Annotated in this window: 25 protein-coding genes; 10 read left to right on the plus strand and 15 right to left on the minus strand. The window is 58.7% G+C overall.

The genetic code is table 11. The features are described 5' to 3' along the window. Positions 1–14: 14 nt before the first annotated feature. The 11 genes from C4S71_RS08065 to C4S71_RS22290 all read right to left on the minus strand — a co-directional run bounded on the left by C4S71_RS08065 (position 15) and on the right by C4S71_RS22290 (position 10,977). Positions 15–335 (minus strand): hypothetical protein, encoded by a 321-nt coding sequence (locus C4S71_RS08065; protein ID WP_103968797.1) that lies wholly within the window; start codon positions 333–335, stop codon positions 15–17. After that, on the minus strand, positions 328–1,575 hold the full coding sequence (gene pgaC, locus C4S71_RS08070; RefSeq protein WP_103968798.1) for a poly-beta-1,6-N-acetyl-D-glucosamine synthase: 1,248 nt from the start codon (positions 1,573–1,575) through the stop codon (positions 328–330). Before pgaC ends, C4S71_RS08065 begins: the two co-directional genes overlap by 8 nt. After that, positions 1,572–3,440 (minus strand): poly-beta-1,6-N-acetyl-D-glucosamine N-deacetylase PgaB, encoded by a 1,869-nt coding sequence (pgaB, locus tag C4S71_RS08075; protein WP_307718939.1) that lies wholly within the window; start codon positions 3,438–3,440, stop codon positions 1,572–1,574. The genes pgaC and pgaB overlap by 4 nt, the downstream gene beginning before the upstream one ends. Positions 3,441–3,526: 86 nt before the next feature. Then, complete coding sequence (gene pgaA, locus C4S71_RS08080; protein WP_103968800.1) at positions 3,527–5,956, minus strand: poly-beta-1,6 N-acetyl-D-glucosamine export porin PgaA; 2,430 nt, start codon at positions 5,954–5,956, stop codon at positions 3,527–3,529. 114 nt (positions 5,957–6,070) lie between these two features. After that, the gene (locus C4S71_RS08085; RefSeq protein ID WP_160113367.1) at positions 6,071–7,024 is read right to left on the minus strand and encodes a hypothetical protein; all 954 of its coding nucleotides are present in this window, start codon (positions 7,022–7,024) and stop codon (positions 6,071–6,073) included. A 181-nt stretch (positions 7,025–7,205) separates the two neighbouring features. Beyond that, positions 7,206–7,760 (minus strand): hypothetical protein, encoded by a 555-nt coding sequence (locus C4S71_RS08090; protein WP_146064590.1) that lies wholly within the window; start codon positions 7,758–7,760, stop codon positions 7,206–7,208. A gap of 149 nt (positions 7,761–7,909) precedes the next feature. Continuing rightward, positions 7,910–8,746, minus strand: a complete 837-nt coding sequence (locus C4S71_RS08095; protein ID WP_103968803.1) for a CsgG/HfaB family protein — start codon at positions 8,744–8,746, stop codon at positions 7,910–7,912. Positions 8,747–8,757: 11 nt separating this feature from the next. Then, the gene (locus C4S71_RS08100; protein ID WP_103968804.1) at positions 8,758–9,177 is read right to left on the minus strand and encodes a curli assembly protein CsgF; all 420 of its coding nucleotides are present in this window, start codon (positions 9,175–9,177) and stop codon (positions 8,758–8,760) included. A gap of 34 nt (positions 9,178–9,211) precedes the next feature. Further along, positions 9,212–9,739 carry a CsgE family curli-type amyloid fiber assembly protein gene (locus C4S71_RS08105; protein ID WP_103968805.1) on the minus strand — a complete coding sequence of 176 codons (528 nt, stop codon included), beginning with the start codon at positions 9,737–9,739 and terminating at the stop codon, positions 9,212–9,214. 18 nt (positions 9,740–9,757) lie between these two features. Next, entirely contained in the window at positions 9,758–10,462 is a 705-nt protein-coding gene (locus tag C4S71_RS08110; RefSeq protein WP_103968806.1) for a LuxR C-terminal-related transcriptional regulator, read from the minus strand. A 275-nt stretch (positions 10,463–10,737) separates the two neighbouring features. Beyond that, positions 10,738–10,977, minus strand: coding sequence for a hypothetical protein (locus C4S71_RS22290; RefSeq protein WP_146064591.1), 240 nt, complete (start codon positions 10,975–10,977; stop codon positions 10,738–10,740). A 448-nt stretch (positions 10,978–11,425) separates the two neighbouring features. Here C4S71_RS22290 and C4S71_RS22480 point away from each other — a divergent pair, with 448 nt between their 5' ends. The 4 genes from C4S71_RS22480 to C4S71_RS08135 all read left to right on the plus strand — a co-directional run bounded on the left by C4S71_RS22480 (position 11,426) and on the right by C4S71_RS08135 (position 14,414). Beyond that, positions 11,426–12,592, plus strand: a complete 1,167-nt coding sequence (locus tag C4S71_RS22480) for a hypothetical protein (RefSeq protein ID WP_160113368.1) — start codon at positions 11,426–11,428, stop codon at positions 12,590–12,592. Positions 12,593–12,692: 100 nt separating this feature from the next. Next, positions 12,693–13,058, plus strand: coding sequence for a hypothetical protein (locus C4S71_RS08125; RefSeq protein WP_103968807.1), 366 nt, complete (start codon positions 12,693–12,695; stop codon positions 13,056–13,058). A 31-nt stretch (positions 13,059–13,089) separates the two neighbouring features. Further along, positions 13,090–13,788, plus strand: a complete 699-nt coding sequence (locus C4S71_RS08130; RefSeq protein ID WP_103968808.1) for a C39 family peptidase — start codon at positions 13,090–13,092, stop codon at positions 13,786–13,788. 2 nt (positions 13,789–13,790) lie between these two features. Further along, complete coding sequence (locus C4S71_RS08135; RefSeq protein WP_146064592.1) at positions 13,791–14,414, plus strand: hypothetical protein; 624 nt, start codon at positions 13,791–13,793, stop codon at positions 14,412–14,414. A gap of 67 nt (positions 14,415–14,481) precedes the next feature. Here C4S71_RS08135 and C4S71_RS08140 read toward each other — a convergent pair whose 3' ends face one another. The 3 genes from C4S71_RS08140 to C4S71_RS08150 all read right to left on the minus strand — a co-directional run bounded on the left by C4S71_RS08140 (position 14,482) and on the right by C4S71_RS08150 (position 17,691). After that, a complete protein-coding gene (locus C4S71_RS08140; RefSeq protein WP_235014251.1) occupies positions 14,482–15,576 on the minus strand; it encodes a transporter in 1,095 nt (364 codons plus the stop codon). 43 nt (positions 15,577–15,619) lie between these two features. After that, positions 15,620–16,915, minus strand: coding sequence for a sigma-54 interaction domain-containing protein (locus C4S71_RS08145; RefSeq protein ID WP_160113369.1), 1,296 nt, complete (start codon positions 16,913–16,915; stop codon positions 15,620–15,622). 107 nt (positions 16,916–17,022) lie between these two features. Then, positions 17,023–17,691 (minus strand): LuxR C-terminal-related transcriptional regulator, encoded by a 669-nt coding sequence (locus C4S71_RS08150; RefSeq protein ID WP_103968812.1) that lies wholly within the window; start codon positions 17,689–17,691, stop codon positions 17,023–17,025. 504 nt (positions 17,692–18,195) lie between these two features. Here C4S71_RS08150 and C4S71_RS08155 point away from each other — a divergent pair. The 6 genes from C4S71_RS08155 to C4S71_RS08180 all read left to right on the plus strand — a co-directional run bounded on the left by C4S71_RS08155 (position 18,196) and on the right by C4S71_RS08180 (position 23,070). Beyond that, entirely contained in the window at positions 18,196–18,567 is a 372-nt protein-coding gene (locus C4S71_RS08155) for a hypothetical protein (RefSeq protein WP_146064593.1), read from the plus strand. Between the two features lie 5 nt (positions 18,568–18,572). After that, positions 18,573–19,250: a hypothetical protein gene (locus C4S71_RS08160; RefSeq protein WP_103968814.1), complete on the plus strand. Its 678-nt coding sequence runs from the start codon at positions 18,573–18,575 to the stop codon at positions 19,248–19,250. A 56-nt stretch (positions 19,251–19,306) separates the two neighbouring features. Then, a complete protein-coding gene (locus C4S71_RS08165; RefSeq protein WP_103968815.1) occupies positions 19,307–20,206 on the plus strand; it encodes a hypothetical protein in 900 nt (299 codons plus the stop codon). A gap of 127 nt (positions 20,207–20,333) precedes the next feature. Continuing rightward, positions 20,334–20,996, plus strand: coding sequence for a C39 family peptidase (locus C4S71_RS08170; RefSeq protein ID WP_235014252.1), 663 nt, complete (start codon positions 20,334–20,336; stop codon positions 20,994–20,996). Positions 20,997–21,023: 27 nt separating this feature from the next. Continuing rightward, entirely contained in the window at positions 21,024–21,836 is an 813-nt protein-coding gene (locus tag C4S71_RS08175) for a hypothetical protein (protein ID WP_103968817.1), read from the plus strand. Between the two features lie 151 nt (positions 21,837–21,987). Continuing rightward, a complete protein-coding gene (locus C4S71_RS08180; protein ID WP_235014254.1) occupies positions 21,988–23,070 on the plus strand; it encodes a transporter in 1,083 nt (360 codons plus the stop codon). A gap of 89 nt (positions 23,071–23,159) precedes the next feature. On the opposite strand, the gene C4S71_RS08185 is transcribed toward C4S71_RS08180, so the two are convergent. Continuing rightward, the gene (locus C4S71_RS08185) at positions 23,160–24,542 is read right to left on the minus strand and encodes a sigma-54 dependent transcriptional regulator (protein ID WP_235014256.1); all 1,383 of its coding nucleotides are present in this window, start codon (positions 24,540–24,542) and stop codon (positions 23,160–23,162) included. Positions 24,543–24,843: the final 301 nt, after the last annotated feature.

Here is a 24,843-nt window from a genome sequence, read left to right on the forward strand (position 1 = left end):
GCCCCCTCCGTTGGTCAGGCCATGGCGTCGGATTGTCTGGAGGCATGCAGGCCGAGCCTGTCTTTCTGCCTGCGGTGATAAAGATATCGTTTGTAAATGGCCCAGCAGTGAAAGCTGAGAAATGTCAGTATGAACCCTAGGGCGATGACCCTTGGCAGCAACGAAGTTGCAATCGTCAGTATCCAGACATCACTGCTGACGATGGAGATGATCGTCTTGGCGATCAGCGCCAGCCAAACGGCCAAGGTCAGTGCGGTAATGGCTAGGTCCCTTGCCCGATAGGACAGGCTCCTTTTGCCTGGATTGTTGATGACCACTGGATGCAACTTATTCATGGAAAATTTCTCCTCTGTCTGGGCTGGTCCAGGTAGCCAATCGGCCTTTCTGTCGCTTTGCGGCCTTGGGTACTGCCAAGACAACCGTTGCCATGTTCAATAGCCAGTAGACGAGTGGGTACCAGATACACCAATATGCGCAACGCAACATGCCTCGCTCATAACGACTGTCGATAGCAAAACTGACGGTAAACTGAGCGAAGTTCAGTATGATGAGGGCACTTCCTACATAGGAAAGAAGAGCGCCAGAGTGGAGCGCGGACGATGTCAGGAAGGCCAAGGAAAAGAGCCAGGACAGCAGCATGAACAAAGCCGAGTAGCACCACACCACACTGACCATGTACTCCAGCAACAATGGCCAGAAGCGTCGGTTCTTCCATCTCACCGTTTGAGTGAAGTAGCGCAGAAACACTTCTGCACCGCCTTGGGCCCAGCGCAGGCGCTGACGAAACAGACCGCGGAGTGTTTCCGGCATCAGCACCCAGCACAGCGCTCTCGGCTCGTAGCGGACCTGTCCACCTGCCATTTGCAGGCGCCAGCTGATATCGATGTCCTCCGTGATCATGTCGGTATTCCAACCTTCGATGGCTTCTAACGCGCTCCTTCGAAACGCGCAAACCACGCCGGAAATCGTGAACACCATGCCGTAGATTCGCTGGGCTCGCTTGATCAAGCCGATGATGGAGGAGAACTCGCCGGTCTGTATCTTGCCGATCACCGTGGAGCGTGTTCTCACTCTGGGATTGCCGGTTACGCCGCTGACGTTGGAACTTTGCAGGAAGTGTCCCACCATGTAGCCGATGGCGTCGTAATCGAGGATGGCATCACCATCGATGCCAACGATGATTTCACCAGTGGCTTCCTTGAGTCCATGGTTGAGAGCGCTGGCCTTGCCCTGATTGCTCTGATGCAGGACCTTCAGGTTCGGGCAGGTGAGCTTGAGAGACTCAAGTAGCTCCCCTGTTGCATCTCGACTGCCATCATTGATGGCGATAATTTCCAGTTTTGGATAATTTTGATGCTTCAGGTGCTCTATGGTTTCCTGGATATTAGCGGCTTCATTATAGCAGGGCAGTAACAAGGAAACATTGGGACATGCTTCGTCCCATACATGGGGTTCAGGCCAAGCCTGTTTTCGCTCCCAATGGAGGTAAAAATAGAGCCCACCGCAGATCCATATTGTGGCCATGACGCTGGGATAGGCATAGGTAAATATCGATATAGCATCAAGGATGTTCATTGCTGCACCCCGAATCTTCGGCCAAGGGAAAAAGTCGGACGCAGCATGTAAATATCAGGATGATTGATGTGAAAGTCGTCGGGATAGTAGCCGATGTGCCTGATGCCGCTTTGCTTGACGGTATCGATCCAGTTCATGAGGACTTCATTGGGGACGAGAGTATCGTCTCGCCAGTCACGTGTTTGCAATTCGAACACCAATCTATCGGCAGGAACGGCAGCCAGAGAGGCCCGTGCCAGTTCCTCCAGCCAGCGTTGCGGATTGCCAGCCTCCTCCATGTAGGGCATGGCCATGACCGCGACATAGTCGTAGGCGGCAGCGAAATCCTCTGGTGATTGAGCGAACCAGGCCTGACTTTCCGGCTCGAGAATGGGCAGGGCATAGATGTTTCGGGAAATCGTGAAAGCCTTGTTGTCGGATTGCCGATAGTAGTTGGCAGCCTCGACCAACTCGAGAGTGAACTGCGTCAAGAACGAAGTCTTGCGCTGGGTCCACTCGTGAAGAAGCACCTCATTGGTGCGTATGCTGTCGACATCGGGTGGCAGGTTCCATTCGGCTGCGTAGACACTTCGAGCCTCTTCACTGGCATCCTCGAAATCGGTCAGGAATGCATCATCGTGGAAGAGCAGACCATCGAATTTGGTCATGCGGCCGAGATCTTCGTAAATCTCGGCAATGAGCTGTCGATTGGCTGCCGAGTAGGGTGAGAGACGCAGGTAGTGTTCCGCGGCCTGCTGCCCGCTCCTGACATCTGTGACGTAGGTGTGTCCCGGCCCCAGGTCGAAGGCGAGCACCGGCATCCAGGCATAGACCTTTACATCGGCGCGTTTCTTCAGCTGCCAGGCAACGCGATTGAACAGATCTTCGCGCATCGGGAGATGACGGTTGGGAAAATAGAGAGCCTCGGCCACGCCATTGCCGTTGGGGTCGGCGAAAGCCTGTAGGTAGACCGTGCTGACGCCGAAGCGGTAGATGCGGTCGATCAGCAGGTCCAAATTGGCTTCCTGCTGAATGGGGTCGGGATCGTATACGTAGTCGAGATCCACATGCACGATACGCAGGACGTCGCGTTCCCACACCCGGTTGCTGAGTAGCTCCTCGAAGGTCTGCAGGCTGGTTTCCTGATCGATGAGATAGCGACCCATGACCCTGGTGCCGTCACCGATGCGGTTGGGCTGGCTGAGCAGGCTGAAGCTGTGTGGCATGCCGTGCTCGGCGGCAATGTCCAGGGTGGCCTGACTGTAGGCTCCGTAGGGCCACACCATGAGACGCGGTGGCGTGCCGGTGATCTCCTTCAACTGCTCGCTGGCCCGATGCATGTCGTCGCGTATTCGCTGCAGATAGTCGGCCTCGCTCTCGTAACCGTCTGTCTGCCAGCGGCTGGTGACGGCGGCCGCCTGCTCATTGCCTTGGGGGTTACCGATCACCCCATAGTGCAGGTCGTAGGTATGTGACGCGATCTCCACCAGCGGATCGTCATGCAGCTCGCGCAGCTGCTCTCGGGTCATGATGCGATCCCGTTCGAGAAAGCCGTCGCCATAGGGCACGGGGTCGGTTGGCGGAACATCGATCCAACTGCCGACTATCGCCGTAATGGCAGGGTAGCGATAGAGCTGCAGAAGTGGGTAAACGATGTCGTAAAAGCTTCGATAACCATCATCGAAGACCAGCATGACGGCCTTGTCGGGCAAGGGGGCGATGCCGGCCTCGGCATCGAGTACCTGTTGCAAGGAAACGGGCTGGTAGCCGTGGGCCCTTATCAGGTTGAAGTGTTCGATGAGGCGCGTTCGTGTGATCGTCTGCGGCAGCAGGGCAAGTTCCGGTGTCACATCGAAATCGACCACGTCATGGTAGCTGATCACCACGAAGTCGTTGCTCTCGCGGGCTGCCATGGCGGGCTGTGCGAGAGCGCCTAGGCACAGCAGGCCGAAGAGAAGGGCTATCCTGACGCTCATGGGAATCTCCATACCAGGGTTCCGGTCAGTACCGTGTCGTGTTCGGCCTGGCCATCGTAGACGGCTCGCTGGCGGGCAATGCCGTATTCGATGGATACGCTCGGCAACAGCTCCCAGCGCTGGTGGTAGCCGAGGCTCCAGGTATCGTCGGCGTCTTCGCCTTGTTGCCAATACCGGCCGGCACCGGCCGTGATGCCCTGAGTGAAGGTACGGCGATAGCCCAGGGGATGGGCGTACTCGAGCATCAGCTCGCCACTGAGGTAGGTGTCCCGTTCGGGGTTGTAGTAGCCGGCATCCACCTCATCGTTGAGAGAACCGCCGAGCCAAGCCGTTGCGGCAAGCAGCCAGCGGTCGCGGTGAAAGAGCCGCTCCTGCCAATAGCCGAGCGCGCTGCGACGCAGGTTGCCATCGTCGAAATCGGTCAGGCTCACCTCGGTGCCCAGGCTGCGCCTTTCATCACGTCGATAAGTCAATGCTGCGTGGTAGCGGTCGGCGTTGACGTCGTCGCTTAAGGCACGTAACGGCGTGGTGAGACTGTTGTATTCGGCGCCGAGCGTGACGGCGACATGGTCGGTGAAGTCATGGCGCAGCGTGGTGCTGAAATGCGGTTCGTCATTGAGTTGCAGGCCATGGCCGACAGCCAGCGTGAGCAGACTGGGGAAGAGGTTCCACTCGTATCCAGCGATGGCATATCCTGCGCGCAGCGAGCCTTCGTCGAAGGTGCCCTGCTGATGACGATGCTGCAGGAAGTAGCGTGACCCGTTGTCGCTGCGGGGCGAGCGAAAGACGATATCGCTGCGCCACTCCCTGGAGGCCTGGGTGCCACCACCGCCTTGGCCATCGCTTTGCTCGACGGAAAAGCTGAGCTCAGCGGCGCGCTGCTCCCGCCACTCCCGCTCGAGGTTGTCTCTCGATACGCTGGGTTTGGCGTTGTCGAGTTCCTGCCGTACCTGCGTTACCGTGCCTTGCCAGTTGCCCTGCTGAAGCCTGGCCATCAATTCACCGTGGCGGGCCGTATCGTGCTGGTCGGGCCCCAGTAGCGAAACGGCTTGGCGGTAGTCGGCCTGGGCCTGTTCGGGCCAGCCGCGCCAGCGTCCGATGTCCCCCCGCAGCTGCCATAGATAGGCATTGGCTGGCGCTTCGGCCAGAAAGGCGTCGACCTGAGCCAGCGCCCCCCGTTCGTTGCCCCGCCAGGCCTCGAGCATGGTATCGAGCAGGAGCACCTTTGAAAGGTTGGGGTTCTCGATATGGCTGGTGCCGGTGAAATCCCGGCGATAGGGATGTTCGGTGCGGCGCCACGCTTCGAGCAGACGCTGCGCCTCGCGAAACTGTCTGGCATCCGTATGACTGAAGAACAGCGCCTCATAGAGAGGATCGCTCAGGTCTGCGCCCCGCTCTGGCTCATCCCGGAGCAGGGCTTGATAGATCGCTATGGCTTGCTCGGGCTTCCCCAATCCGTTGAGTGCATGCGCCCTGGCCCGCAGGACATAGTTGGGCAGGCGGTCGTATTGGTGAAGCAGCCTCTCGCTCAATGCCTCGGCCTGGGTGAATCGGCGTAGTTGAGCCATCGCCACGACGCGATCGAAGTTCGCCAGCCGTGCCAGATCGGGGTGCAGGTCATCTGCCGGCACTACCTGATCGAGCAGTGCCAGACCTCGCTCGATGCCGCGGTGATCGTCGATGTGAATGCCGAGGCGAATGGCGTCGACGCCCTCGTAGTAGCGCAGCCAGAGTGCGTCACTGGAGGTGAAGAGTTCGGGGTGTTGCTCGACCATGCGACGTGCCGGCTCGCTGGCGCCGAGTCTCAAGGCCAGCCGATACAGAGCGCGTATCTCGTTGGCGCGATCCGGGCCTCTTTCGACCAGGGTCTGGCGTGCCTGGAGTTCGGCGAGGACATTGCCGGTCTCGGCCGCCAGGTAGCCTCTCGCTTCCATGGCTTCCAGCGTGGTACCGGAAAGCATCTCGTAGCGACTCAATGCGCTCTCGGCCAGTGCGTACTGCCCAAGATCGGTATGCGCCAGCGCCTGACCCAGCCAGGCAGCCGGATCCTCGGGCTCTCGCAGGGCTAAGTGCGAGAAGAAGCTCAGGGCGAGCTCCGCATCCCCTTGCCGGCGCGCTGCACCGCCCAGATCGAGCAATTCACTTTTCGTGTACACATCGACGGGGCAGCCTGGGCAAACGGAGAGAGCTTCGTCGAGTCGATCGGCTCGTATCAGAAGTGCGATCAGGTCACTGCGCACCGCAACGTCACTCGTGTGTGAGTAGAGCGTACCGAGACGCGATATCGCCGTTTCCCATCGGCCACTGTCGATGGCCTGCCGCACAAGGACCTGACGCTGAGTGTCGATCGACATCTCGGCAAAGGAGTTAGCTGGGTGGAGCGCAATCAAGCAAAGAGGCGCAACGGCAAGCAACAAGCGTTTCATCAGGCCTCGTCTCGCGCAGGTGGTATCGCGGCGAATCTCCGGTATTACTCAAGCCGTATCGCGGCGATGGTGAAGTGAAAAGGCCCCGCCCGAGCGGGGCCTTTTCGATCAGGCTCAGTGCTGGAATACGTGAGCCGTGTTGCCGCCACCCACCTGAGTGGTGGTCGCTGCGTTGTTGCTACCCAACTGCACGTGAGTGGCCGTGTTGCTGGCCAGGCTCAGCAGGCCGGCACCGGACTGGGTGATTGAGGAGTAGTGGTTCTTGCCGGACTGGAAGGAGTCGGCCAGGTCGTTATAGCCGCTCTGAGTGACCTCGGAGACGTGGCTGCGACCGTTCTGGACGATGACAGCGTCGTTGTTGAAATTGCTCTGGTCGACACTGGCATAATTGTTGGTGCCAGACTGAGTGATGTCGGAAGTGTTCTTCAGGTCGCGCTGGCGTACTTCGGCGATGTTGGAAGTTCCGCTCTGGACGACGGTGGAGTCATTGAAGCTGCCGCTCTGATCGACATTGGCGTAGTTGTTGTTGCCGGACTGGGTGATGTCAGAAGCGTTCTTGACACCTTCCTGCTGGACCTGAGCGACGTTGAACTTGCCGTCTTGCACCACACCGGAGCTGTTGGCGAAGCCATCCTGGCTGATTTCGGCAAAGTTGTTCCAGCCGTTCTGATAGGTGGAGGCGCTGTTCTTGGCACCTTCCTGGCTCACTTCCAGAACGTTTTTAGTGCCGATCTGCTGGCTATCGGAAGTATTGAACATGCCTTCCTGGCTGACGGAAGCGCTGTTGTTGGTACCGTTCTGGAAGACATCGGCATCGTTGCCCAAGCCTGCCTGTTCGATGTCCGATACGTTATGCCCCCACCAGCCCTGCTGATGGACGGTCGCGCCATTGCCTACGCCATCCTGGCTCACATCCGAGGTATTGTTACCCCCGCCAAACTGCGTGAGCTGGGATACGCTGACGTCGTTGTTGAAACCGGTTTGATCGACGTTGGAAACGTTTCCATTGGCGAGAGCCGCACCGGAAAAAGCGATAGCGGCAGCCATAACGGTCATCTTGAATTTCATGTTCATTCCCTCTCGTTTGATATCCCTGGTTGAGCGTTGTTGCCGCCAGGGTGGATTCAGGATTCGATAGCATGGCTATCGCTTCCATTTGCCACTTACGGAATCAAGTAATTATCTTTTATATGGAACATTCTTCTTGCACTTCTCCATGGCAGGCTCCGAGAAGTCGTTGGCCACAAAATTAGTAGCGATAGACTTGAACGGCTGCCTGGCCACGTGAGAACTGGGTGATGGTGATGGGACTCGTGCGATGAGTTCCCAGCTGATGAATCTCGGCACTGCCATAAGCGCCATGCTGATGAATGGTCGCTTCTTTGCCGTACCCGACCTGCACGATGCCGGCGTCATGGCCTAGGCCATTTTGCAGGATCGATGCTTCCAGGTGAGCACCGCTCTGCACCACACGAGCCTCGTTGGCGTGTCCGGCCTGCCTCGAGCTGGCAACGTTGGCAAAGCCCTGCTGCATGATGTGCGAGCCGTTTTGAATACCCTGCTGCAGAATAGTGGCCTCATTCCCCTGGCCGGCCTGGTAGATGGTCGCCACCTGTCGAGACGCGGAACCCGGCGATTCGACATCGAGTTCGGAACTTGGCATAAGATCGCCAGCCAAGGCGGCTTTGGCCACGACTAGAGCCATCCCTACAGAAAATGTAACAATTCCATTTTTCTTCATGGCACTTACTCTAGCGATTTTACGTTCAGTTACAGTGTCGGTATGCAGGTGCATTTCTTCCATAATTCGGAAGTTCTATTTTTGGTATTAAATTTTTAGCACTTGTGCTTTTTGCAGAAGAACTAGTTTCTTGTCTTCAAAAATTAACCGTGCCGAAATGCAATTGTAAAAAAAAGCGCCAGAATATGGCGCCTGAAAATATGCGGTCTGTTTCACAGCATGGGGGAGGAGGCATCGCGGTACGCCATGAGCACATCGTTGTCGTATTCTGATGGGTCTGCCAGGTTCCAAAGGCCTCGATCGACTCCCTGAGTGACGAGGTGAATGACGGCGGATTCGATCGCCGACATCACGGCCATCTGCACCGGCTCGTTGTGGGTATATCCAGCCTCGGCTTCAAGCAAGCGGCGGAAACTGACGAAACGATAGACACCTGCCCGTACCTCATAGGAATAGACCGTCTTGCTGGTATTCACGTTAGCGAGCACTTCTCCCGTTGCGATATCCACGGCGCGAAGGTTGACTGTCACCTGGTCGACTTGATACTGGCCGGATGCACCGATACCGAAATATTCCGCTCCTACACCGCCTGTCTTCATGTTGGAGTCGTAAGCGATGATGCCGCCTTCCATCAGGATACGCGCCGCATTGAGCGAACCAAGCTCATGTTCTCGCCCGTTTCGTTCGAGGTTCGCGCGAATGATACGGCGCTCCGTCAGCAGATTCTGCAAGCCGACGCGCTCGAGCGGCACGAACCAGCCAGAGTCGGCCAGAGCGGAACTCAGCATGGCAGCGCCGCCCTGGGTCACTGCCGTCGAGAAGGTGCTAGCGGGCTGGGGGCGATACTGCCCCGTCTGATCTCTGAAGTCGTACACGGCAGTGAAGATAGGTGCAGCGGGCCGGGGAAGGTTGGTCAGGTCCACATAAGTGCCAGACCGAGGGATCAGGGTCGCCGGTGCTCCTTCCAGCCCCTCCGGAGAAGTGACCATGCCGACGCACCCACCGAGGAAGATCAGACCTGACATGAGGCCGATTCTGAATACGTTCATGCCCATCTCCCTTAGAATGGTGTTCCGAAGTCGATCCGCGTCACTTCGTTGGTTCTCTTGTCGGTGATGACCATCTGAAACGCGCCGCCACCCACATTGACGAACCTGACATTGAGGGAGGAGTTGTCGATGACGCTTTCGCTGCCGCCGGGATTGTTAGGATCGAGCGCGTCGTCGATGGCTCGATTGATGAGGTCGGCCCGAAGATCCTGAAGAAAGAAATCCACTTCCGAAAATCTACCGAAATCGGGAGCGTTTGGATCTCTATTGGTATCCTGTGCCTGTGCTTTATTGAGCAGATGATTACCAAGTAGAGGGTCGCCACCGAACGATGGGTTGATAGGGCGGTAAATCAGCTCTCCTGCCTGTACTCCTGCAGGAGGCAGCAGCAGACAGAAAAGCCAGGCAAATTTCAATGGGCGGATCTTCATAATGGTCTCCTTCTTGTGACGTTGGCTCTTTCCGCTAGATCTCGTCGTCAGCCAGGTCCGGGTCGCTCTCCAGCGCCTGCATGATGCTGCGCTGTACCAGGAGCTGCTCCACTTGCTCAGCAGCTGCCTCGGCATAGCGGTCGATGTCGCTCTGTCTGGGTGGCAATGTCGCCTGGAACAGAATGCGATTGTTTTCCGATACCCAGATCTGGCTGCCCCAGCGTGCATCCGGGCGTTCGTGCACGGACAGCGTCGTGCTGGTCAGGATGTGGCTGTCGTGACTTAACTGACTGAAACGCCGGTAAAACGTCTTCCCCATCATGGTGATGGTGCGGTCGACGATGACGCCTGAGAGACCTGGCTCGCCGAGGCGGAATTGACGGGACAATGCTTCTCCGGCTTCTTCCTCTTCCAGGCCTTCTTCGATGGCGCTTTGGGGAGGCTGCGATTCCCTCGGCAACGTCGGTAGGTCTGGGGCCGGGGCCTGCGGCTCCGCCAGGGCAAGGGATCCGAACGCGATCAGGACGATGCCGACTACCGGCGTCTTTGGGAGGAAAGCCATGGCTATAGCCCGCTCTTGTCAGTGTCTGGGTGAGGTTCTTTCGTAGCGCTGAAGCGACAAGGGAGGTGGAGAGCCCAGATTTTGCCTAGCCCAGTTCACTGCCTGCATACGATTACTGACATTGATTTTTCTAAATATATTGTAGAGGTGGGACTTTACCGTGTGTTCACTAACAAAAAGAATTTCGGCAATTTTCGTATTGGATGCGCCCGAGCCCAGCAGTCCGATAATTTCCAGTTCGCGCTGCGTGATGCCACAAACGGGGCGATAGCAGTTGAACTGCTGACGGCGGTAAAACTCTATCAGGCGTGCCATCAGTGCACGTGTCATCCACAGGTCGCCATCAAGAAGGCTCTGAATGCCTTTACAGATCAGCTCGAGGCTGTCGCTGCGGTAGAAAACTCCCTTGAGCTGCATGAAGCTGAGCAGTTGAGCTGCATGTTCTTCATCCCTGAGATTGAACGCAGTCAGTACCCACTGAGGCTGGTTATGGTACCTCGCCTGCCAGGCCTGCAAGTCTGCTTCGTCGAGATGATCCAGGTCGAGAAGAACGACGTTGCAAGCCTCTCCTTCTTCGCCCACGTGTCTGGCTGCCTCCAGGGATGACTTGGGTGAGACAATGCTCAAACTATGCTGCAATTCCTGGTAAATGTAATTGACGAAAAGTTGGGTCTGTGGGTTGATTTCAGTAGCTAGCAGGACGATCCCTTTACCTGTTTCCATGCTTGTCTTCTCCTGATGTACCTACCTTTCTGGGTGTGATATTTCCAAGCCCCGATGAAAAGGGTACAGGGAAGCCTCGCCCAAGGCACTCTGTTTGTAAATATATGTTATCGTATGTTTAGCCTAATCCTAAGCGGATGGTTTTTCTCATGCCTGTCATGAAATGATTTATAAAACAATAATATGCATGACTATTTCTCTCATCTGTCATGAATTTATTGAATATAAATTGACTTTAGGATGAGTTGTTTTCATTCTAAATGTATTTTGTTACATTATGATACGCGTATGGCTTCCGTCATACTGCGGCCATACCACTCTTCATGCTCTGTTTTGGCAATCATCTGGAGTTCTGCCAACCCACCATGTATTTTCTCGCCGGGGCGACAGGCACGCTTCAATTCTTCCTGCTGTACTATTGAGTATTTGATACTCGGGTGTTGTTCTTCTGGTAGTGCTGGATTAGCGGAAATATTTCCTTGGTCATTCAGATAAATGCCTGCCTTGTTGCGCACGGCATCTTAAAATGTGGTGCCCCGCAAAAACCTGTGGGCCTTCAATTGCCTAAATTTTTTTAGCATCTGTGTGTAATTAAGCCGGTACATAGCTTGACGTTCATAGTTGATTGAATTTCAACCTGTTTTTCAGAAAATTCCGGGTGGGCTGAATCTAGTGTTAGCATTGCGATACGTTTTTTTTACTTTTGTGACTTCTGCGCTGCTGGTTTTCCCTATGCTAGTCAAAAGTGCATGATCTCCCAATTCATTATTTCATTGATCTATATGTCAATTTTTAACTCCCGGCATAAAGTATGCGATAGATTTTCCGACCGTTGGCTAGGGGCTTTTGGAGGAAAGGAGAGGGGTGAGGGAAAAGGTATTCCTGAGAAGGATCCGGTCGAAAAGCGTCAGCCAGCTTGGTCATTTCTGGAAGAGATCATCATGCATGATAGGGAGATGTACCATGAAAAAACATTATGTAATCGCGGGGTCATCGCTGTTGGCACTGGTGCTGGCCATTTCCAATGCGCATGCCAACCCCAGCTCGGGAGCCGCCGATTCCGTCGATCAGCAGGTGAATTCGACCGCTACGGCGGTTGGGGGAAGCGGAGGCAACAGCTACGGCGGTAATGGTGGCCGAGGCGGTTCCGGCACCAGCAACACCAATTCCCAGGCAGGCAACCTGTTCGGTGAAATCGACGACGACGACAACAACGTCCAGGCCAACAGCAATGCCTGGGGTGGCGCGGGTACCGGTGGGGCCGGCGGGTTTGGCGGTGCCGGTGGCGCTGCCGGTAACGGTGGCGATGCCTGGGCAATGAGCGAGTCCTACAACACCAGCACCAGCGTGGTGGCGATCCAGGATCTCAAGTCCACCGTGACCGGTGCACGCATCAGCATCAATGCCGGTGATGGCGCTCGCGGCAGGGCCGGTGGCGATGGCGGCGACGCCTTGGCCATCAGCGCCGGTGTGGGAGTCGGTGGCGCCGGTGGAAGCGGCTATGGCGGCGACGGCGGTCACTCCGTGGCGGTTGGTGGGGATGGCAGTGACGGCGGTGATGGCACCGGCCTGGGCCTGGGCTTGGGTCTGGGCGCCGGCCAGGGCGGCGATGCCGACGGCAGCAACAGCAGTGGCGGTGCCGGCAGCAGTGCCTTTGGTGGTATCGCTGGCAACGTTGCCGGTGACGACATCGACGACAACAACAGTGCCTCTGCAGGTGGCAGCAGCAGCGGTGATGCAACGGCTTCACCGGCAGTGGCAGGCGGTACAGGTGGGGCCGGCACTGGTAGTGGAACCGGTACCGGCAACGGGACTGGCACTGGTGGTGCAGGCGGTAACGGTGGCGATGCCCTGGCTGGCAACGGCGGCAGCTCCACCGGTAACGGCGGCGGCGGTGGCGGCGGTACCGGGACTGGCGGCGATGCCTATGCCTATGCCGGCAACGGTGGCAATGGCGGTGCCGGTGGCAACGGCGGCAGTGCCTCGCTGGTCACCGGCGGCGCCTCCATGGCGGCTGGCGCCGGGAACTTCGGCGGTATCGCCAACATGAACCTCTCCACCGGTATCTACAACTCGCAGCTGGCAGGTACCAACGTGGCGGCACACAGCAACGTCCATATCGGCAACTAACGGGGTCCTGTGAGACCACAGCCGAGGGCCGGCGGGCAACCGCCGGCCCTGTTCGACCCTGTGGGTAGCCTGGATAGACAGCCGAAGAGGAAACGGGGCCATGAAACGAATCGGGCAGGGAATCGGGATTGCGTTGCTGATGGGTCTGGGGGGAGCCAGCTCCCTGACACTGGCGGACGTGCATGCGACAGGGTTCGACGAGCTGCAGCACATCGACGCTAGTGAACTCGAGACCATCTCGGGCAGAGAGGGATTCCGCGATCTGGTGAACGTACAGAGCATTCAGAATCTGGAGTCGGCGGCAAAGGGAGCGTCCTTTACGGCCGATACCATCGTCTCGGGCAACATCACCATCGAGGCCAATGCCATGGACAGGATCTCGGGCATCACCTTGATGAACCTCATGACGGGGCATGCCAATGCCGTTTCGACGGGGGTCAGCATCAGCATCTACGCCCCCCAGTAGGGGCGCGAGACGACAAGGGGGAGGAAGGACCATGCGCTGGCTGAGCGTGCCGTCATTGTGTCTCGTCACACTGCTGCAGGCCTTGCCGTCACAGGCGGGGGTGACGATAGCGCTGAATGGCGGCTTCGGTTCGCTGACGGTTCCTGCCAGGAGCCATCAGGAGATGCGCTGGGACGGTGTCGTCGCCCAGCAGTATGACTACAGCTGCGGTGCGGCATCGGTCGCCACGCTGCTCACCTACCACTACGACAGGCCGACCACGGAAGCCGAGGTGTTCGAGGCGATGATCCATGCCGGCGAGGTGGAGCACATCAAGGAGCACGGCTTCTCCATGCTCGACATGAAGCGCTACCTGGATGCCCAAGGGCTGCAATCGGACGGCTTTCGCGTGGGGCTCGACGATCTGGCTCGCATCGGGATTCCCGCCATCACTCTGATCAACACCGGGGGGTACCGTCACTTCGTCGTCATCAAGGGGATCGATGACGGTACCGTGCTGGTGGGCGATCCTGCCGTGGGTACGGTGGCGGTACCGAAGGATCACTTCGAATCGATCTGGAGCGGCTTGGTGCTGGGGGCGAGGGCCGAAACGGAAATTGCCAGGGCCAACTTCAACCATGAGCGTGACTGGCGGATTCGGCCATCGGCGCCCGTTGGCAAGGGGATCGACCGTGCCGACGTGGCCTCGATGCTGCTGCAGTTGCCGGCGATCAACGAACTGGGGCGATAGAGATGAAAGCACGCCGATTCCCAAGAGTGACGAAATCCGGCCACCTGACATCATCTGCCGGGACGCGTGTCCTCGGCTGGATATGCATCGCCTCGCTGTGGGCCGCCGGTCCCGCGCTTCAGGCGGCCGACTTCTCCCACCTGCCGCCTCTCGACGAGGCGGAGCTCGAGGAGCTGAGAGGTGGCTTTCAGCTGGCAGGGCTCGACATGAGTTTCGGCGCCACGCTGCAGACCCTGGTCGACAACGTGCGCATGGATACCGTGTTCGTCATCCACCCCACGGGGGTGGAAATGGTGTCGCAGAGCGTCAGTCAGCAGGGAGCGATAGAAGGCCAGGTGGTCAGTCGGGTAGGCCAGGGCAGCGGCAATACCATCATGGAGCTGACACCGAACGGCATCAGCCTGGTCGGCATGCAAGATCTTTCCGGGCTGGTAGTGAACGATACCAAGGGCTTCACCTCGGTATTCCACTCGGTCACCAAGAATGCCATTCTCGGCAGCGTGGTCAGCGACGCCTCGGAGCGGGACATTCAGCAGCGCCTCGACATCGGCGTGCAGATCAATAACCTGCCCGCGCTGCGGGCGGCGCAGCAGCGTCACGCCATCACCGAATCCTTGGCACGCTGAACGCAATCTGGGCGATAACGTGGGTCGGTGCCGGGCACCGATCCACGTTTCCGACCCAAGCTCTCGTCTACCATCTCGCCAAGGCGTTGGTGCCGAAAGGCACCCGTAGCGTCAGCACGGTATCGGGCGCGTCGTCGGTGACGCCCAGCTCCAGCCCCAGATTGATCGAGACGTCCGGATTGAGCTGGTAGGACCAGCCCAGCAGCAGCGAGCCGACGTTCAGCGTACGCGAGCTTAAGGTCCCTCTGCCATTATCGTCGAAGTACTCCGTCTTGGTTCTGTCAATGAAGTCGTTCTTGAAACCCAGGGTGAAGGAGGCACGCGGGTTGATGGCGTAGGCCATGCCGAAGCTGAGCCGTACCGCATCGCCCGGATCCACCTTGCCGACCCATAGATCATCAGACACTTGTTTATTGACGCTATCGCTCATGTTGTAGAGATAGCCGAGATTGGCGAAGAACACCGCCGGGTCGGAGGGAAACAGCGCCGTGACGCTGGGTTCGATGGCGTGGAAACCGGAGCCGGTGGCCAGCTCCTGTTCGATGCCGTCGGAGTCCCGGGCGATATCGAAGGGGCCGTCGCCCGTGACGCTCTTGTAACGCAGGTTGCCAACGAAGAAGGGCCAGCCGTTGTGACCGCGGTTGAGCTGGTAGCGGGCGGTGAGTTCGATATCCCCGAGTCCGTTGCCCGACAGATCTCGTTCAATCTCAGGGCTCTGGTTTTCGATCGTAGGCACAGTGGCTGTAAGCGTATCGTCGCGATAGACGTAGGGCACCCTGAGCTCCAGCTCCAGCCGGTCGGTGACGCCCAGGCGGCCGGTCAGGGCGGCCGTCCAGATGTCGCGCTCTGCCTCCTCGGCGCTGAACACCCCGATCAACAGGGTGCTGAGGATCTCGATGCCGCGAAACGTCAGTCGGTTGACCCCCGAGTGGGAGTACTGCAGGGAGGGCTCGATCACCAGACGACCGCGTGGTGTCAGCACGCCGCCGATATCGGCGATGGCCTGCACTTCGGGCTGCTGCGGCTGTTCCGCCACCGGCGCCTGGCCCACTGGGGAGGTGATACCAGCGGGTGCAGCCGTTTCCTGGGCGGCCACGGTTTGTGACAAGGCCAGTCCCAGGCCAGTTGCGGCGGACAACAGTATGGCTGTTCTTGTGCTCATGATTTCGTTTCCCTTGATGCCTGGTTCCAAGGAACCGTTGTGATTAGGGCCGTTCGTCAAGGCGCTGGATGTCGTACTTGTCCATCAGGCGATACAGCGTGACGCGAGAGACCCCTAGCTCCCGCGATGCACGCGCGACGTTGTGTCGGCTTCGCTTGAGGGCGTTGACGATGGTGGTGCGTTCCGCCTGTTGGCGTATCTCCTCCAAGGTCGCCGGTCGGCGTGGACGGTTCGGGTTGTCGATGGGGAGATCTGCGACTTCGATGAATGGCGTGTCCGACATGAGCATGGCGCGACACACGGTGTTCATCAGCTCACGGATGTTGCCCGGCCAGTCATGCTCATGAAGCAGGCGCATGGCCTGAGGACTGATGCCCACCAGGCCGGGTGGTCGGTAATGCTTGAAGCGTTCGAAGAAGAGCTCGACCAGCGGCTCGATATCCTGCTTGCGCTCCCGCAGCGGCGGCATCCGGATCTCAAGTACGTTCAGGCGATAGAAGAGGTCCTGCCGGAAACGGCCCTCCTCTACCAGCAAGGGTACGTCTCGGTTGGATGCGGCAATGATGCGTACATCGGTATGGGTTTCGCGGTGGCTGCCCAGGCGCGAGATGCTGCCGCTCTCGATGAAGCGCAGAAAGTTGGCTTGCAGGTCATAGGGCAGCTCGCTGACCTCGTCGAGGAACAGGGTGCCACCCGACGCACCCTCGATCTTGCCCATGCGGCGATTGTTGGCGTCGGTGAAGGCTCCCTTCTCGTAACCGAACAGCTCGGACTGGATCAGGCTAGGGGGAATGGCGCCGCAATTGACGGCAATGAAGGGAGCGTCGGCTCGGGGCGAGAGTTCGTGAATCGCTCGGGCCGCCAGCTCTTTTCCTGTGCCCGATTCGCCGGTGATGAATACCGGTGCATCGACGCCGGCGACGACCTGGATCTGCTCGATGACGCGACGCATGCATGGCGCACGACTGACCATTTTCTTGCCGGCCACCTGAAATGATGAACGATTCATTGCGATGGCGGCCGTGGCGTGCCGCCTGACGATATGCAACAGCAGACAGTGAAGGCCGGGTATGTCATCGGGCGAGTGCACGCTGTGGAACAGCTGCCCCAGCGCGTATCGAACGCTTGGATGCGTGGAGCGCTGAGGGTCGATCAATGCCACCCACTCGAAGTCGCTGGCAGCAATGAGTCTTTCCACCGTTGATAGGGCGTCAGGGTCGTCGTTATCGACGTACAGGAGTCCGGCACGGATGATCGTTGTCGGCTTGAGCTGGCCTGCCGTCTCGGGATCCAGACATCGCGTCACGTGATAGCCGTGGGCGCTCAGTGCGTCCAGCATTTCCCGGGACCGGGCAGGTATTCGGTCCACCAATATGACGTGGGGGTGCGTCTCCATGACCTGTATCCCTATCGGTGCACTCCTGTGGGGTACCGCGCCGGGTCATATCAATGCCTTGTCTCGCGCTTGTAGCTGGGGGGAACGCTGAACAGGTTGCGCCGAGCCCAGTTCATGGCCTGCAGCCGGTTGTGCACCTTGATTTTCCTGAAAATATTGTAGAGATGGGATTTCACCGTATGCTCGCTGACAAACAGTTTCTCGGCGATTTCCGCGTTGGTGGCGCCGGTGCCGAGCAGGCCGATGATCTCCAGCTCACGCTGCGTCAGGCCGCAGGCCGGCCGATACGAATTCATCTGCTGGCGCCGAAGCAACTGGATCATGCGTGACATCAGCGCGCGGGACATCCACAGGCTACCGCTCTGCAGGGCCTCGATGCCCTTGCAGATCAGCTCGACGCTGTCATTGCGGTAAAAGATCCCCTGAAGATTGAGCGAGGAGAGCAGCTCTACGGCATGGTCTTCGCCGCGTACATTGAAGGCGGCAAGGCTGATGTTGTCCTTGCCATCCACTGCCGCCTGCCATTTTTGCATGCCGGATTCGCTCAGGTGATCCAGGTCGAGAATAACCAGGATGTTGTCCTCCGATAAGGCTGGCATGGTCTCCGTTTCGGTGGCCGTTACTTCGTGCCCCAACTGTTTCTGAAGGTGCTCGATGAACAGCTTGGACTGGGGATTGATATCGGTTACGAGCAGGATTCGAGACTCTTGGCTGGCCATTGTTCCTACCCTCCCTTCCATTCGTATCTCTAAATGTAAAAAAATGTAATCTCTGGGCCGTCTCTGGAGTCTCGGACAAAAAATGAGAATGCGTTAATACGTTTTTTGCATTGGTTTATAAAGACTTATTCCATTCGGATTTAACGTCTCATACTCGGCGCAGCCTGCCGATGAGCAGAATTGGCCCGTGCGAGCCGTTCTTTTCACTTATCGAGCGTTAAGGAAATTTCTTTTTCATCAGTGGGTTGAGGATATTCCGGGCATGACGGGCCGGCACTTTGTCACACCAAGTTTCCAGTCGTCGTTTTTTGTCAGCAGTATTAGGGCCATGCCTGGGTACCGGCTCATCTCATTCACCCTTTTCACAGGATTTTTTCACTCTGGGTTTCTTTTTGGTTACACCTTCGCTCTCCGCCTTATTTTATAAGTCGTTTGAAAACAATTGCTTATGTGGTTGGCATGGTCTTTGCTCGGTACTAGACGAGTCACGCTGAGGACGAATCGATGAACACTCGCAACGCCGCCAGAGCCAGCACCGGAGAAGCACAGCGTCAGCGCCCGATGGGTAAGCACGCCATGCTGGCCGCTCTTTTCTTCGGCGTGGCCTGGTGTGTCCCTGCCGCCGCCCTGGGGGAAGGTGAGGCTTTCCTCGCCGAGGAAACGAGAACCGCTGCCTGGCAGGAGTTGGATGCGGTTCATCTCGATGACGTTCGTGGACGCTATGTCCCTTCCTCGGAACTCGAGCTGGATCAGCCGTGGGGGGTGGTGCTCTGGGACGAGAGAGGTGGCGGCCCCAAGAGCGGCTCTGGCGGACGGCAGACGGAGGCCGGGAACAATCAGCAACGCCAATCCATGCGTACCGAGACGATCAGGTGAGCCTCATGCCTTACTTCGAGACGGCAGCAACACGCCATACGAAGCGTCGCGTGTTAGGCGCGAAGGCCGCTTCGCTGGTGCTGGGCGCCATGACGCTCTTGCCACCCGTGCACTCATTCGCTCAGGAGGGTGAAGTACGTCATCAGGTCTTCACCACCACCTACAGCGCGGCCAGCTCGATCAGTGGCAATGCGCTGAGCGGCGTTACCGGTGCGGTCAACGTCAACATCGCCTCGGGCGATCGCAACCTGCAAAGCAATTCCGGAGCGATTGCCATCGGCTCCAATGCGCTCGCCAACAATATCGTGGTTCAGCAGATAACAGGAGACAGCGCCCTCGAGCCCGATCGGGCCAGCGTACGGATCGGGGACAACGCCCTGAGCCAGTCCGCCGGCTGGATATCAGTGAATCAGGCGGCGGGGGCACGGAATGTCCAGAGCAACACCATGAGTGTGGCCCTGGGCGTGCGGGGAAGCTCACTGACCAGTGAGAATCTCAGTCAGGTGCTTTCCGGTGGCAGCGGGCAGGAGCAAGGCTCGGACGAATCTCGCTCGTCGCGGCGTGACGTCGAGGTGGAAGCCTCGGCTTTTCGCGGCACGACGGGTGTCGTTCAGGTCAACCAGTCCGCAGGAAGGGGCAATGCGACCAGCAACAGTTTCCGTTTCAGGATGGGGCGGAACTGAGCGACGAATTGCCATCACAACCTAGCAAACCATTGGTTCATTCAGGAGTACTCTCAATGACGACTTTCAAGAAAGCACCCATTGCCATCGCGGTCACTGCTCTGCTTGCCTCTGGCGCAGCATTCGCTCAAGAGGCGGAGCCGAACTTCTGGAATCCCGGCCCAGGTGGCGGCAATGAAGCCCAGGAAGGCTACTCTGCCAGTAGCAGCATCACGTCCACCGTCAACAACAGCAAGGACGTCAGCATCGAGCACGATGCCAGCTTCTCCAGCGATATCGAAGTCGAGGGCGGTCTCTACCTCTACGACTTCGAGAGCTATGCCGGCGCAACCGTCGACAGCAAGCAGCTCAACGAAGGCAATACGGTCGACAACGCCAGCACCGAGAACCGAGCCAACCTCAGCGGCGGTGCCTTCCAGGGAGCCAGCGGCAACATCGGTGCCAACGTGGCCGGCGGCGACAACAACCAGCAGGCCAACGATGCGGCACTGGCGGCTTCCGATGCCAACCAGGTGTTCGCCCGCGCTTCCAACTTCTCCTTCCAATCCTCTTCCGACAACGTGGCCAACAATGCCGGTGCCTCCAATTCGGCCGGCGTGAGTGGCGGTGCCTTCCAGGGTGCCAGCGGCAACATTGCCGTCAACGCTGCGGCGGGTACCGGCAACGGTCAGCAGAACGCCTTCTCTGCCGCCGTGACCGAGGGCGACTCCGCCGAGGCAACGTCCGTCGGCGTGCAGCAGACCTACGCCAACGTGACCGACAACGGCCTGGCCGAAGTAACCGTCGACCACGGCTGGCCCATCGGCGAGAAGACCTACGGTGGTCCGACCACGACCAACAGCGCCTATGTCAGCGGCGGCTCCTTCCAGAACGCCAGCGGCAACATCGGCGTCAGCGTGGCTAGCGGTTCGGGCAACCAGCAGCGCAACAGCCTGGCCGTGGCCGGCACTCAGTAAACGCCTTCACAGCGGATCGAAGATCCGCCCAGCCGGCCTGCCAGGCGGGCCGGCTGGAGCCCCAACACCAAGTCATCCGAGAGAACGGAAGATGCGTAATCCATTCCTTCTGTTAGCCATGTTCGGCATGGCATCGGTCGTATACCCCCAGGCCCAGGCGGCACCGGTCCAGTTTGCCGGTGTGGTGCCCGGTACGGTCGTGACCAAGGAAGTGCAGTCGATACGGGAAAGACGTTTCGAAAATCTTGTCGAGCAGGAGACGGATTTCTCGTGTGGGGCGGCATCCCTCGCCACCATTCTCAAGTATGCCTATGGCTGGACCGACATCACCGAAGAGACGGTGCTTGCCGGGTTGATGGAAGTGGCCGATCCGGAGCGGGTGAGACAGCTGGGGTTCTCGCTGCTCGACCTGAACAACTACGTGCAGAGCGTCGGACTGCGAGGCAGGGGCTACGAGATCGGCCCCGAATCCCTCGACGAGGTTTCGATACCCGTCATCGTCCTGCTCGACCTGGATGGTTACGAACACTTCGTGGTGATGAAGAAGGCGCGCGGCGATCGGATCTATATCGGCGATCCAGCGCTTGGCAACAAGGTCATGGATCGCGACGACTTCCTCGCCTCCTGGAACAACATCATCTTCGCGGTGGTGGGCGACGGTTTCGATACCTCGACGGTGCTGCTCGATCCGGCCCAGCCGTTGACCGCCCGGCGCATGACCGATGTGTTCTCCCCGGTTCCCGAACAGCAGCTGCTGGATTTCGGTTTCAAGCACTCGGAAGTGTTCTGAGCCGAGCCCAACTGAGAGGTTGGCATCATGAACATCAGCATGACCCGCAAGCAAGGGATCTCACTCTTCGGCAACATGAGCCTGATCGTTGTCGGCATCGTGGCCGGCGAGGCGGTGAGCGCAGCCGGCCTGTCGGTCGAGTTCGAATCGCAGGCGGAGCAGCGGCAGTTTCGTCAGCTCGATGCCAGCGAGCTGGCCGACATACGCGGCCGCTACGTGCAGGGCAACAGTGTGGTGCTGTTCGGTATGGAGATGTCGACGGTGTGGCAGTCGCCGACGGGAGAGGTCTTCGAGACGCGCGCCGACCTTCAGGTCGACCTTTCCGGCGCCGCCCCGGCGGTGACTTTCACGCCCCATGTCACGGCTACTACCGATGACGCCTACCAGGAGTATATCGATGCCTCTGGCCACCAGGCGGTGGTGATCGATAGCGGTAGCGGCAATGCCACCGGGGTCGTGCAGGTGGTGCAGTCGGGCGGCGATTTCAATGTGGCAGGCAACGACTTTCAGCTCGATATCAACCATGGCGACGTCGGCCAGGCAGGCATCGGCAACGGCGAGAGCCAACTGACCAGCGATTCCGGCGTGCAGATGTCCGTTCAGGGAGGGGCAAGCGGCCTGGGCATGAGCATCGTCATGCCGGGGCAGGGCGAGGTAACGCAGGGCATACACGCTGGGCGGGGGGTGCATCAGTCGGTGTCGCTGACGGGAAGTCATCAGGAAGTGCACAACCTGGCGCGAATGCAGATCCAGATGGACCGCAATATGGGGGCCAATGCACCAACGGGAGATCTGCGTAGAGCCTTGGAATCGACGCGCAACCTCGAAAGAGGTTTCTGAAACCACTTATTATGTAACGTTTTATTTCATTTTGAATCCTTGTAAGGTGGGCCAAGCGCTAGTCTCAGAATACTTCGGCGGCCTCAGGCCGCCCATTGTGTGTTTGCCGTGTGGCTAGCATCTGTTGGACGGATTCGACAAGGGGTAACCAATGACAACACCTGACCGCATGAGGAGTGCCATTGCACTGACGGGTCTGCTGGCCGCCACTCTGCTGAGTACCGCTGCCCTGGCACAGAGCGCGCCAGGGCAGGTCGACGGCGAGCCGGTGCGCGAAGCGCAGCCGAGCCAGAGCGTGCGTGACGTACTGCGGGAAGAGCACACGCTCTTTTCCGATCGTCTCACCATCGAGCCGGGTATCACCTACACCTACTCGGATCGCAGCCAGCTGGCTCTGAGCGGTTTCCTGGTGCTCGATGCGATCTTTCTCGGCAATATCAGCGTCGATACCGTCGAGAGCCACACCACCACCTTCGATCTCAACTTCCGCTACGGCCTGACCAATCGGCTGGAGCTGGAGCTGAATCTGCCCTACGTCTATCGCTCCACCACTTATCAGAGCATCGGTGCGGGCGGGGCAACCGATCGCTACATCGAGGAGGACGTCACCCAAGGTGGGCTCGGCGACGTTCGCGGTTCGCTCTATTACCGCCTGCTACCCGAGACGGCCACGCGCCCGGACGTGGTCTGGAACCTGGGTGTGCGCGCCCCGACCGGTAAGCATCCCTATGGCATAGGCACCCGTGAGGTCGAAGGCAGTGAAGGCAACCTGACCGTGCCCGAGGAGTTGCCGACGGGCAACGGCGTATGGGGAGTCTCGACGGGCCTGTCGGTACTCAAGACGCTGGATCCGGCCATCGTCTTCGCCAACCTGGGTTACACGTACAATTTCGAGAGAAGCTTTTCCGATATTTCCAGCGATCCGGGCGATCATCCGGGTCGGATCGATCTGGGCGATGCCTTGCGTTTCGGCTTTGGCACGGCCTTCGCGCTCAACCCACGCTTCAGCCTGTCGATTTCCTATAGCCATCAGCACGCCTTCGAGTCGAAGCGGACCTTCGAAGGTGAGTCGCGGGAGACCCTGACCGGAAGCGGTGCCACGTCCGGCGCGGTCAATCTGGGTGCCACCTATGCCATGAGCGATACCACGTCGCTCGTGACCAACGTGGGCATCGGCATGACCGACGATGCCCCGGACATCACCCTGACCTTCCGCATGCCTTTCCAGATGTGAACATGCCTTTCCAGATGTGAAAGAGAATACCCCGAACCATTGACGGCAATGGTTCGGGGTCTGATCTTTTTGCGCCGAGACTGGCTTGGTCAGTTGGAGGAAAGAGAGACGGCTTCCTCGCCCTTGCGACCCAACTGATGTTTCTCCATCAGGCGATAGAGCGTCACCCGGGATACGCCCAGCTCGTCGGCCGCTTTCTTGACCTTGTGCTTGTTGCGATTCAAGGCCCCGATCAACGCTTCTTTTTCAGCGCTGTTGCGTGCCTCCTCCAGGGTAATGGCAAGGCGGTTCGAGGTGCGCCGCTCCAGCCCCAGATCGGCCGGCTTGATCAGCCGCTGTTCGCACATGACCATGGCGCGGCGTACCCGATTGATCAGCTCGCGGATGTTGCCCGGCCAGTGGTACTGGCGCATCAGAGCCAGCGCCTCCAGGCTGAAGCCGCGAACCTTCATCGACTTCTCCTCGATGAACTTGTTGAAGAAGAAGCGAGCCAGGATCTCGATGTCTTCCTGGCGTTCCCGCAACGGGGGGATGTTGACCTGCAGCACGTTGAGGCGATGGTAGAGGTCTTCGCGGAAGCGGCCCTCCGCCACGGCTTTCTCGAGGTCGACGTGGGTTGCCGAGAGCACCCGGACGTCGACAGCAATCTCATCCAGGGCACCGATGCGCTGGATGGTCTTCTCCTCGAGGAAGCGCAGCAGGTTGACCTGCAGCTCGAGGGGGAGGTCACCGATCTCGTCCAGAAACAGCGTGCCGCCTGCGGCTGCCTCGATCTGGCCGATCTTCTGCTGGCTGGCCCCGGTAAAGGCGCCCTTTTCGTGTCCGAAAAGCTCGGACTGGATCAAGCTGCTGGGTAGTGCGCCGCAATTCACGGCAATGAAGGGGGCCGAGGCGCGCTGCGAGCGTTCGTGGATGGCTCGGGCGGCAAGCTCCTTGCCCGTCCCCGACTCGCCGCTGATGAACACCGGCGCGTCGACCGAGGCGACGCGGCGTATGGTGTCGAACACCTTGTGCATGGCCGGTACGGTGCCGACCATTTCGAATTCGCTACCTTGGGGCGCCACCGTCGATGCCTCTTCCGAGCGCAGCCGCTTCATGGCCACGGCATGCTGCATCAGGCAATCGATCTGATCGATGTCGACCGGTTCCGGCTGGTAAGCCATGAAAAGATCGCCAAGCGTCCTGCACAGCAGCGGGTCGTCCAGCTCCGGCTCATGCAGCAGCGCCATCCACTCCATGTCCGAGCGAACGACCAGTCGCTCCACCCGCTTCAGATCGCGGATGCCGTTGTCGGGCAAGCAGAAGATCCCTGCTTCGTGCTCACCTTCGACCAGCCGAGACTCCGCCTGGGCCAGCGTGTCTGCCGTGCTGACCTCCCAACCTTTGTCGGTCATGCTCTCTATCAGCCGCTGCTGGCCGCTGCCCAGCGCGCCCACCATCAAGAGTCTTGCCTTGTTATCCATGTTATCCATTGTCGCTCGTCCCTTTCGAATCCTTCGACATTGAAGCAAGCGTCGGTTTCTTTTAATTACAATCAGCATGCAATTATGAAAGCGTTTTTCCTTTTGCTTGTCTTACTCCATTAGCCAACAGGAAGATTGTTTGGTTATATTCGTAATGAATGAGTTTATTTTTAAAATCAGTTAGATGCAGTAAAACATGCGATGGCAGAGCTACGATGTTGATGGTGTCGTCACCTCCTTTAGCGTCAGCGCCGAGACAGCTTGTAAAGATAGGTTACGAGAACGTTTTCAACAAGCCCAGACACGGCAC

It is taken from the genome of Billgrantia desiderata (genome assembly GCF_900108215.1).
Classification (GTDB): Bacteria; Pseudomonadota; Gammaproteobacteria; order Pseudomonadales; family Halomonadaceae; genus Halomonas; species Halomonas desiderata.

Bases quoted from the DNA above. Each gene is read 5' to 3' on its own strand.
- C4S71_RS08105 (WP_103968805.1), bottom strand. From the start codon at position 9,739: ATGGCTTTCCTCCCAAAGACGCCGGTAGTCGGCATCGTCCTGATCGCG.
- C4S71_RS08170 (WP_235014252.1), top strand. From the start codon at position 20,334: ATGGCATCGGTCGTATACCCCCAGGCCCAGGCGGCACCGGTCCAGTTT.
- C4S71_RS08185 (WP_235014256.1), bottom strand. From the start codon at position 24,542: ATGGATAACATGGATAACAAGGCAAGACTCTTGATGGTGGGCGCGCTG.
- pgaA (WP_103968800.1), bottom strand. From the start codon at position 5,956: ATGAAACGCTTGTTGCTTGCCGTTGCGCCTCTTTGCTTGATTGCGCTC.
- C4S71_RS08135 (WP_146064592.1), top strand. From the start codon at position 13,791: ATGAAAGCACGCCGATTCCCAAGAGTGACGAAATCCGGCCACCTGACA.
- C4S71_RS08140 (WP_235014251.1), bottom strand. From the start codon at position 15,576: ATGAGCACAAGAACAGCCATACTGTTGTCCGCCGCAACTGGCCTGGGA.
- C4S71_RS08155 (WP_146064593.1), top strand. From the start codon at position 18,196: ATGAACACTCGCAACGCCGCCAGAGCCAGCACCGGAGAAGCACAGCGT.
- C4S71_RS08090 (WP_146064590.1), bottom strand. From the start codon at position 7,760: ATGGAAGAAATGCACCTGCATACCGACACTGTAACTGAACGTAAAATC.
- C4S71_RS08180 (WP_235014254.1), top strand. From the start codon at position 21,988: ATGACAACACCTGACCGCATGAGGAGTGCCATTGCACTGACGGGTCTG.
- C4S71_RS08065 (WP_103968797.1), bottom strand. From the start codon at position 335: ATGAATAAGTTGCATCCAGTGGTCATCAACAATCCAGGCAAAAGGAGC.
- C4S71_RS22480 (WP_160113368.1), top strand. From the start codon at position 11,426: ATGAAAAAACATTATGTAATCGCGGGGTCATCGCTGTTGGCACTGGTG.
- pgaC (WP_103968798.1), bottom strand. From the start codon at position 1,575: ATGAACATCCTTGATGCTATATCGATATTTACCTATGCCTATCCCAGC.
- C4S71_RS08130 (WP_103968808.1), top strand. From the start codon at position 13,090: ATGCGCTGGCTGAGCGTGCCGTCATTGTGTCTCGTCACACTGCTGCAG.
- C4S71_RS08110 (WP_103968806.1), bottom strand. From the start codon at position 10,462: ATGGAAACAGGTAAAGGGATCGTCCTGCTAGCTACTGAAATCAACCCA.
- C4S71_RS08145 (WP_160113369.1), bottom strand. From the start codon at position 16,915: ATGCTGGACGCACTGAGCGCCCACGGCTATCACGTGACGCGATGTCTG.
- C4S71_RS08095 (WP_103968803.1), bottom strand. From the start codon at position 8,746: ATGAACGTATTCAGAATCGGCCTCATGTCAGGTCTGATCTTCCTCGGT.
- C4S71_RS08150 (WP_103968812.1), bottom strand. From the start codon at position 17,691: ATGGCCAGCCAAGAGTCTCGAATCCTGCTCGTAACCGATATCAATCCC.
- C4S71_RS08175 (WP_103968817.1), top strand. From the start codon at position 21,024: ATGAACATCAGCATGACCCGCAAGCAAGGGATCTCACTCTTCGGCAAC.
- C4S71_RS08125 (WP_103968807.1), top strand. From the start codon at position 12,693: ATGAAACGAATCGGGCAGGGAATCGGGATTGCGTTGCTGATGGGTCTG.
- C4S71_RS08100 (WP_103968804.1), bottom strand. From the start codon at position 9,177: ATGAAGATCCGCCCATTGAAATTTGCCTGGCTTTTCTGTCTGCTGCTG.
- C4S71_RS08085 (WP_160113367.1), bottom strand. From the start codon at position 7,024: ATGAAATTCAAGATGACCGTTATGGCTGCCGCTATCGCTTTTTCCGGT.
- C4S71_RS08160 (WP_103968814.1), top strand. From the start codon at position 18,573: ATGCCTTACTTCGAGACGGCAGCAACACGCCATACGAAGCGTCGCGTG.
- C4S71_RS08165 (WP_103968815.1), top strand. From the start codon at position 19,307: ATGACGACTTTCAAGAAAGCACCCATTGCCATCGCGGTCACTGCTCTG.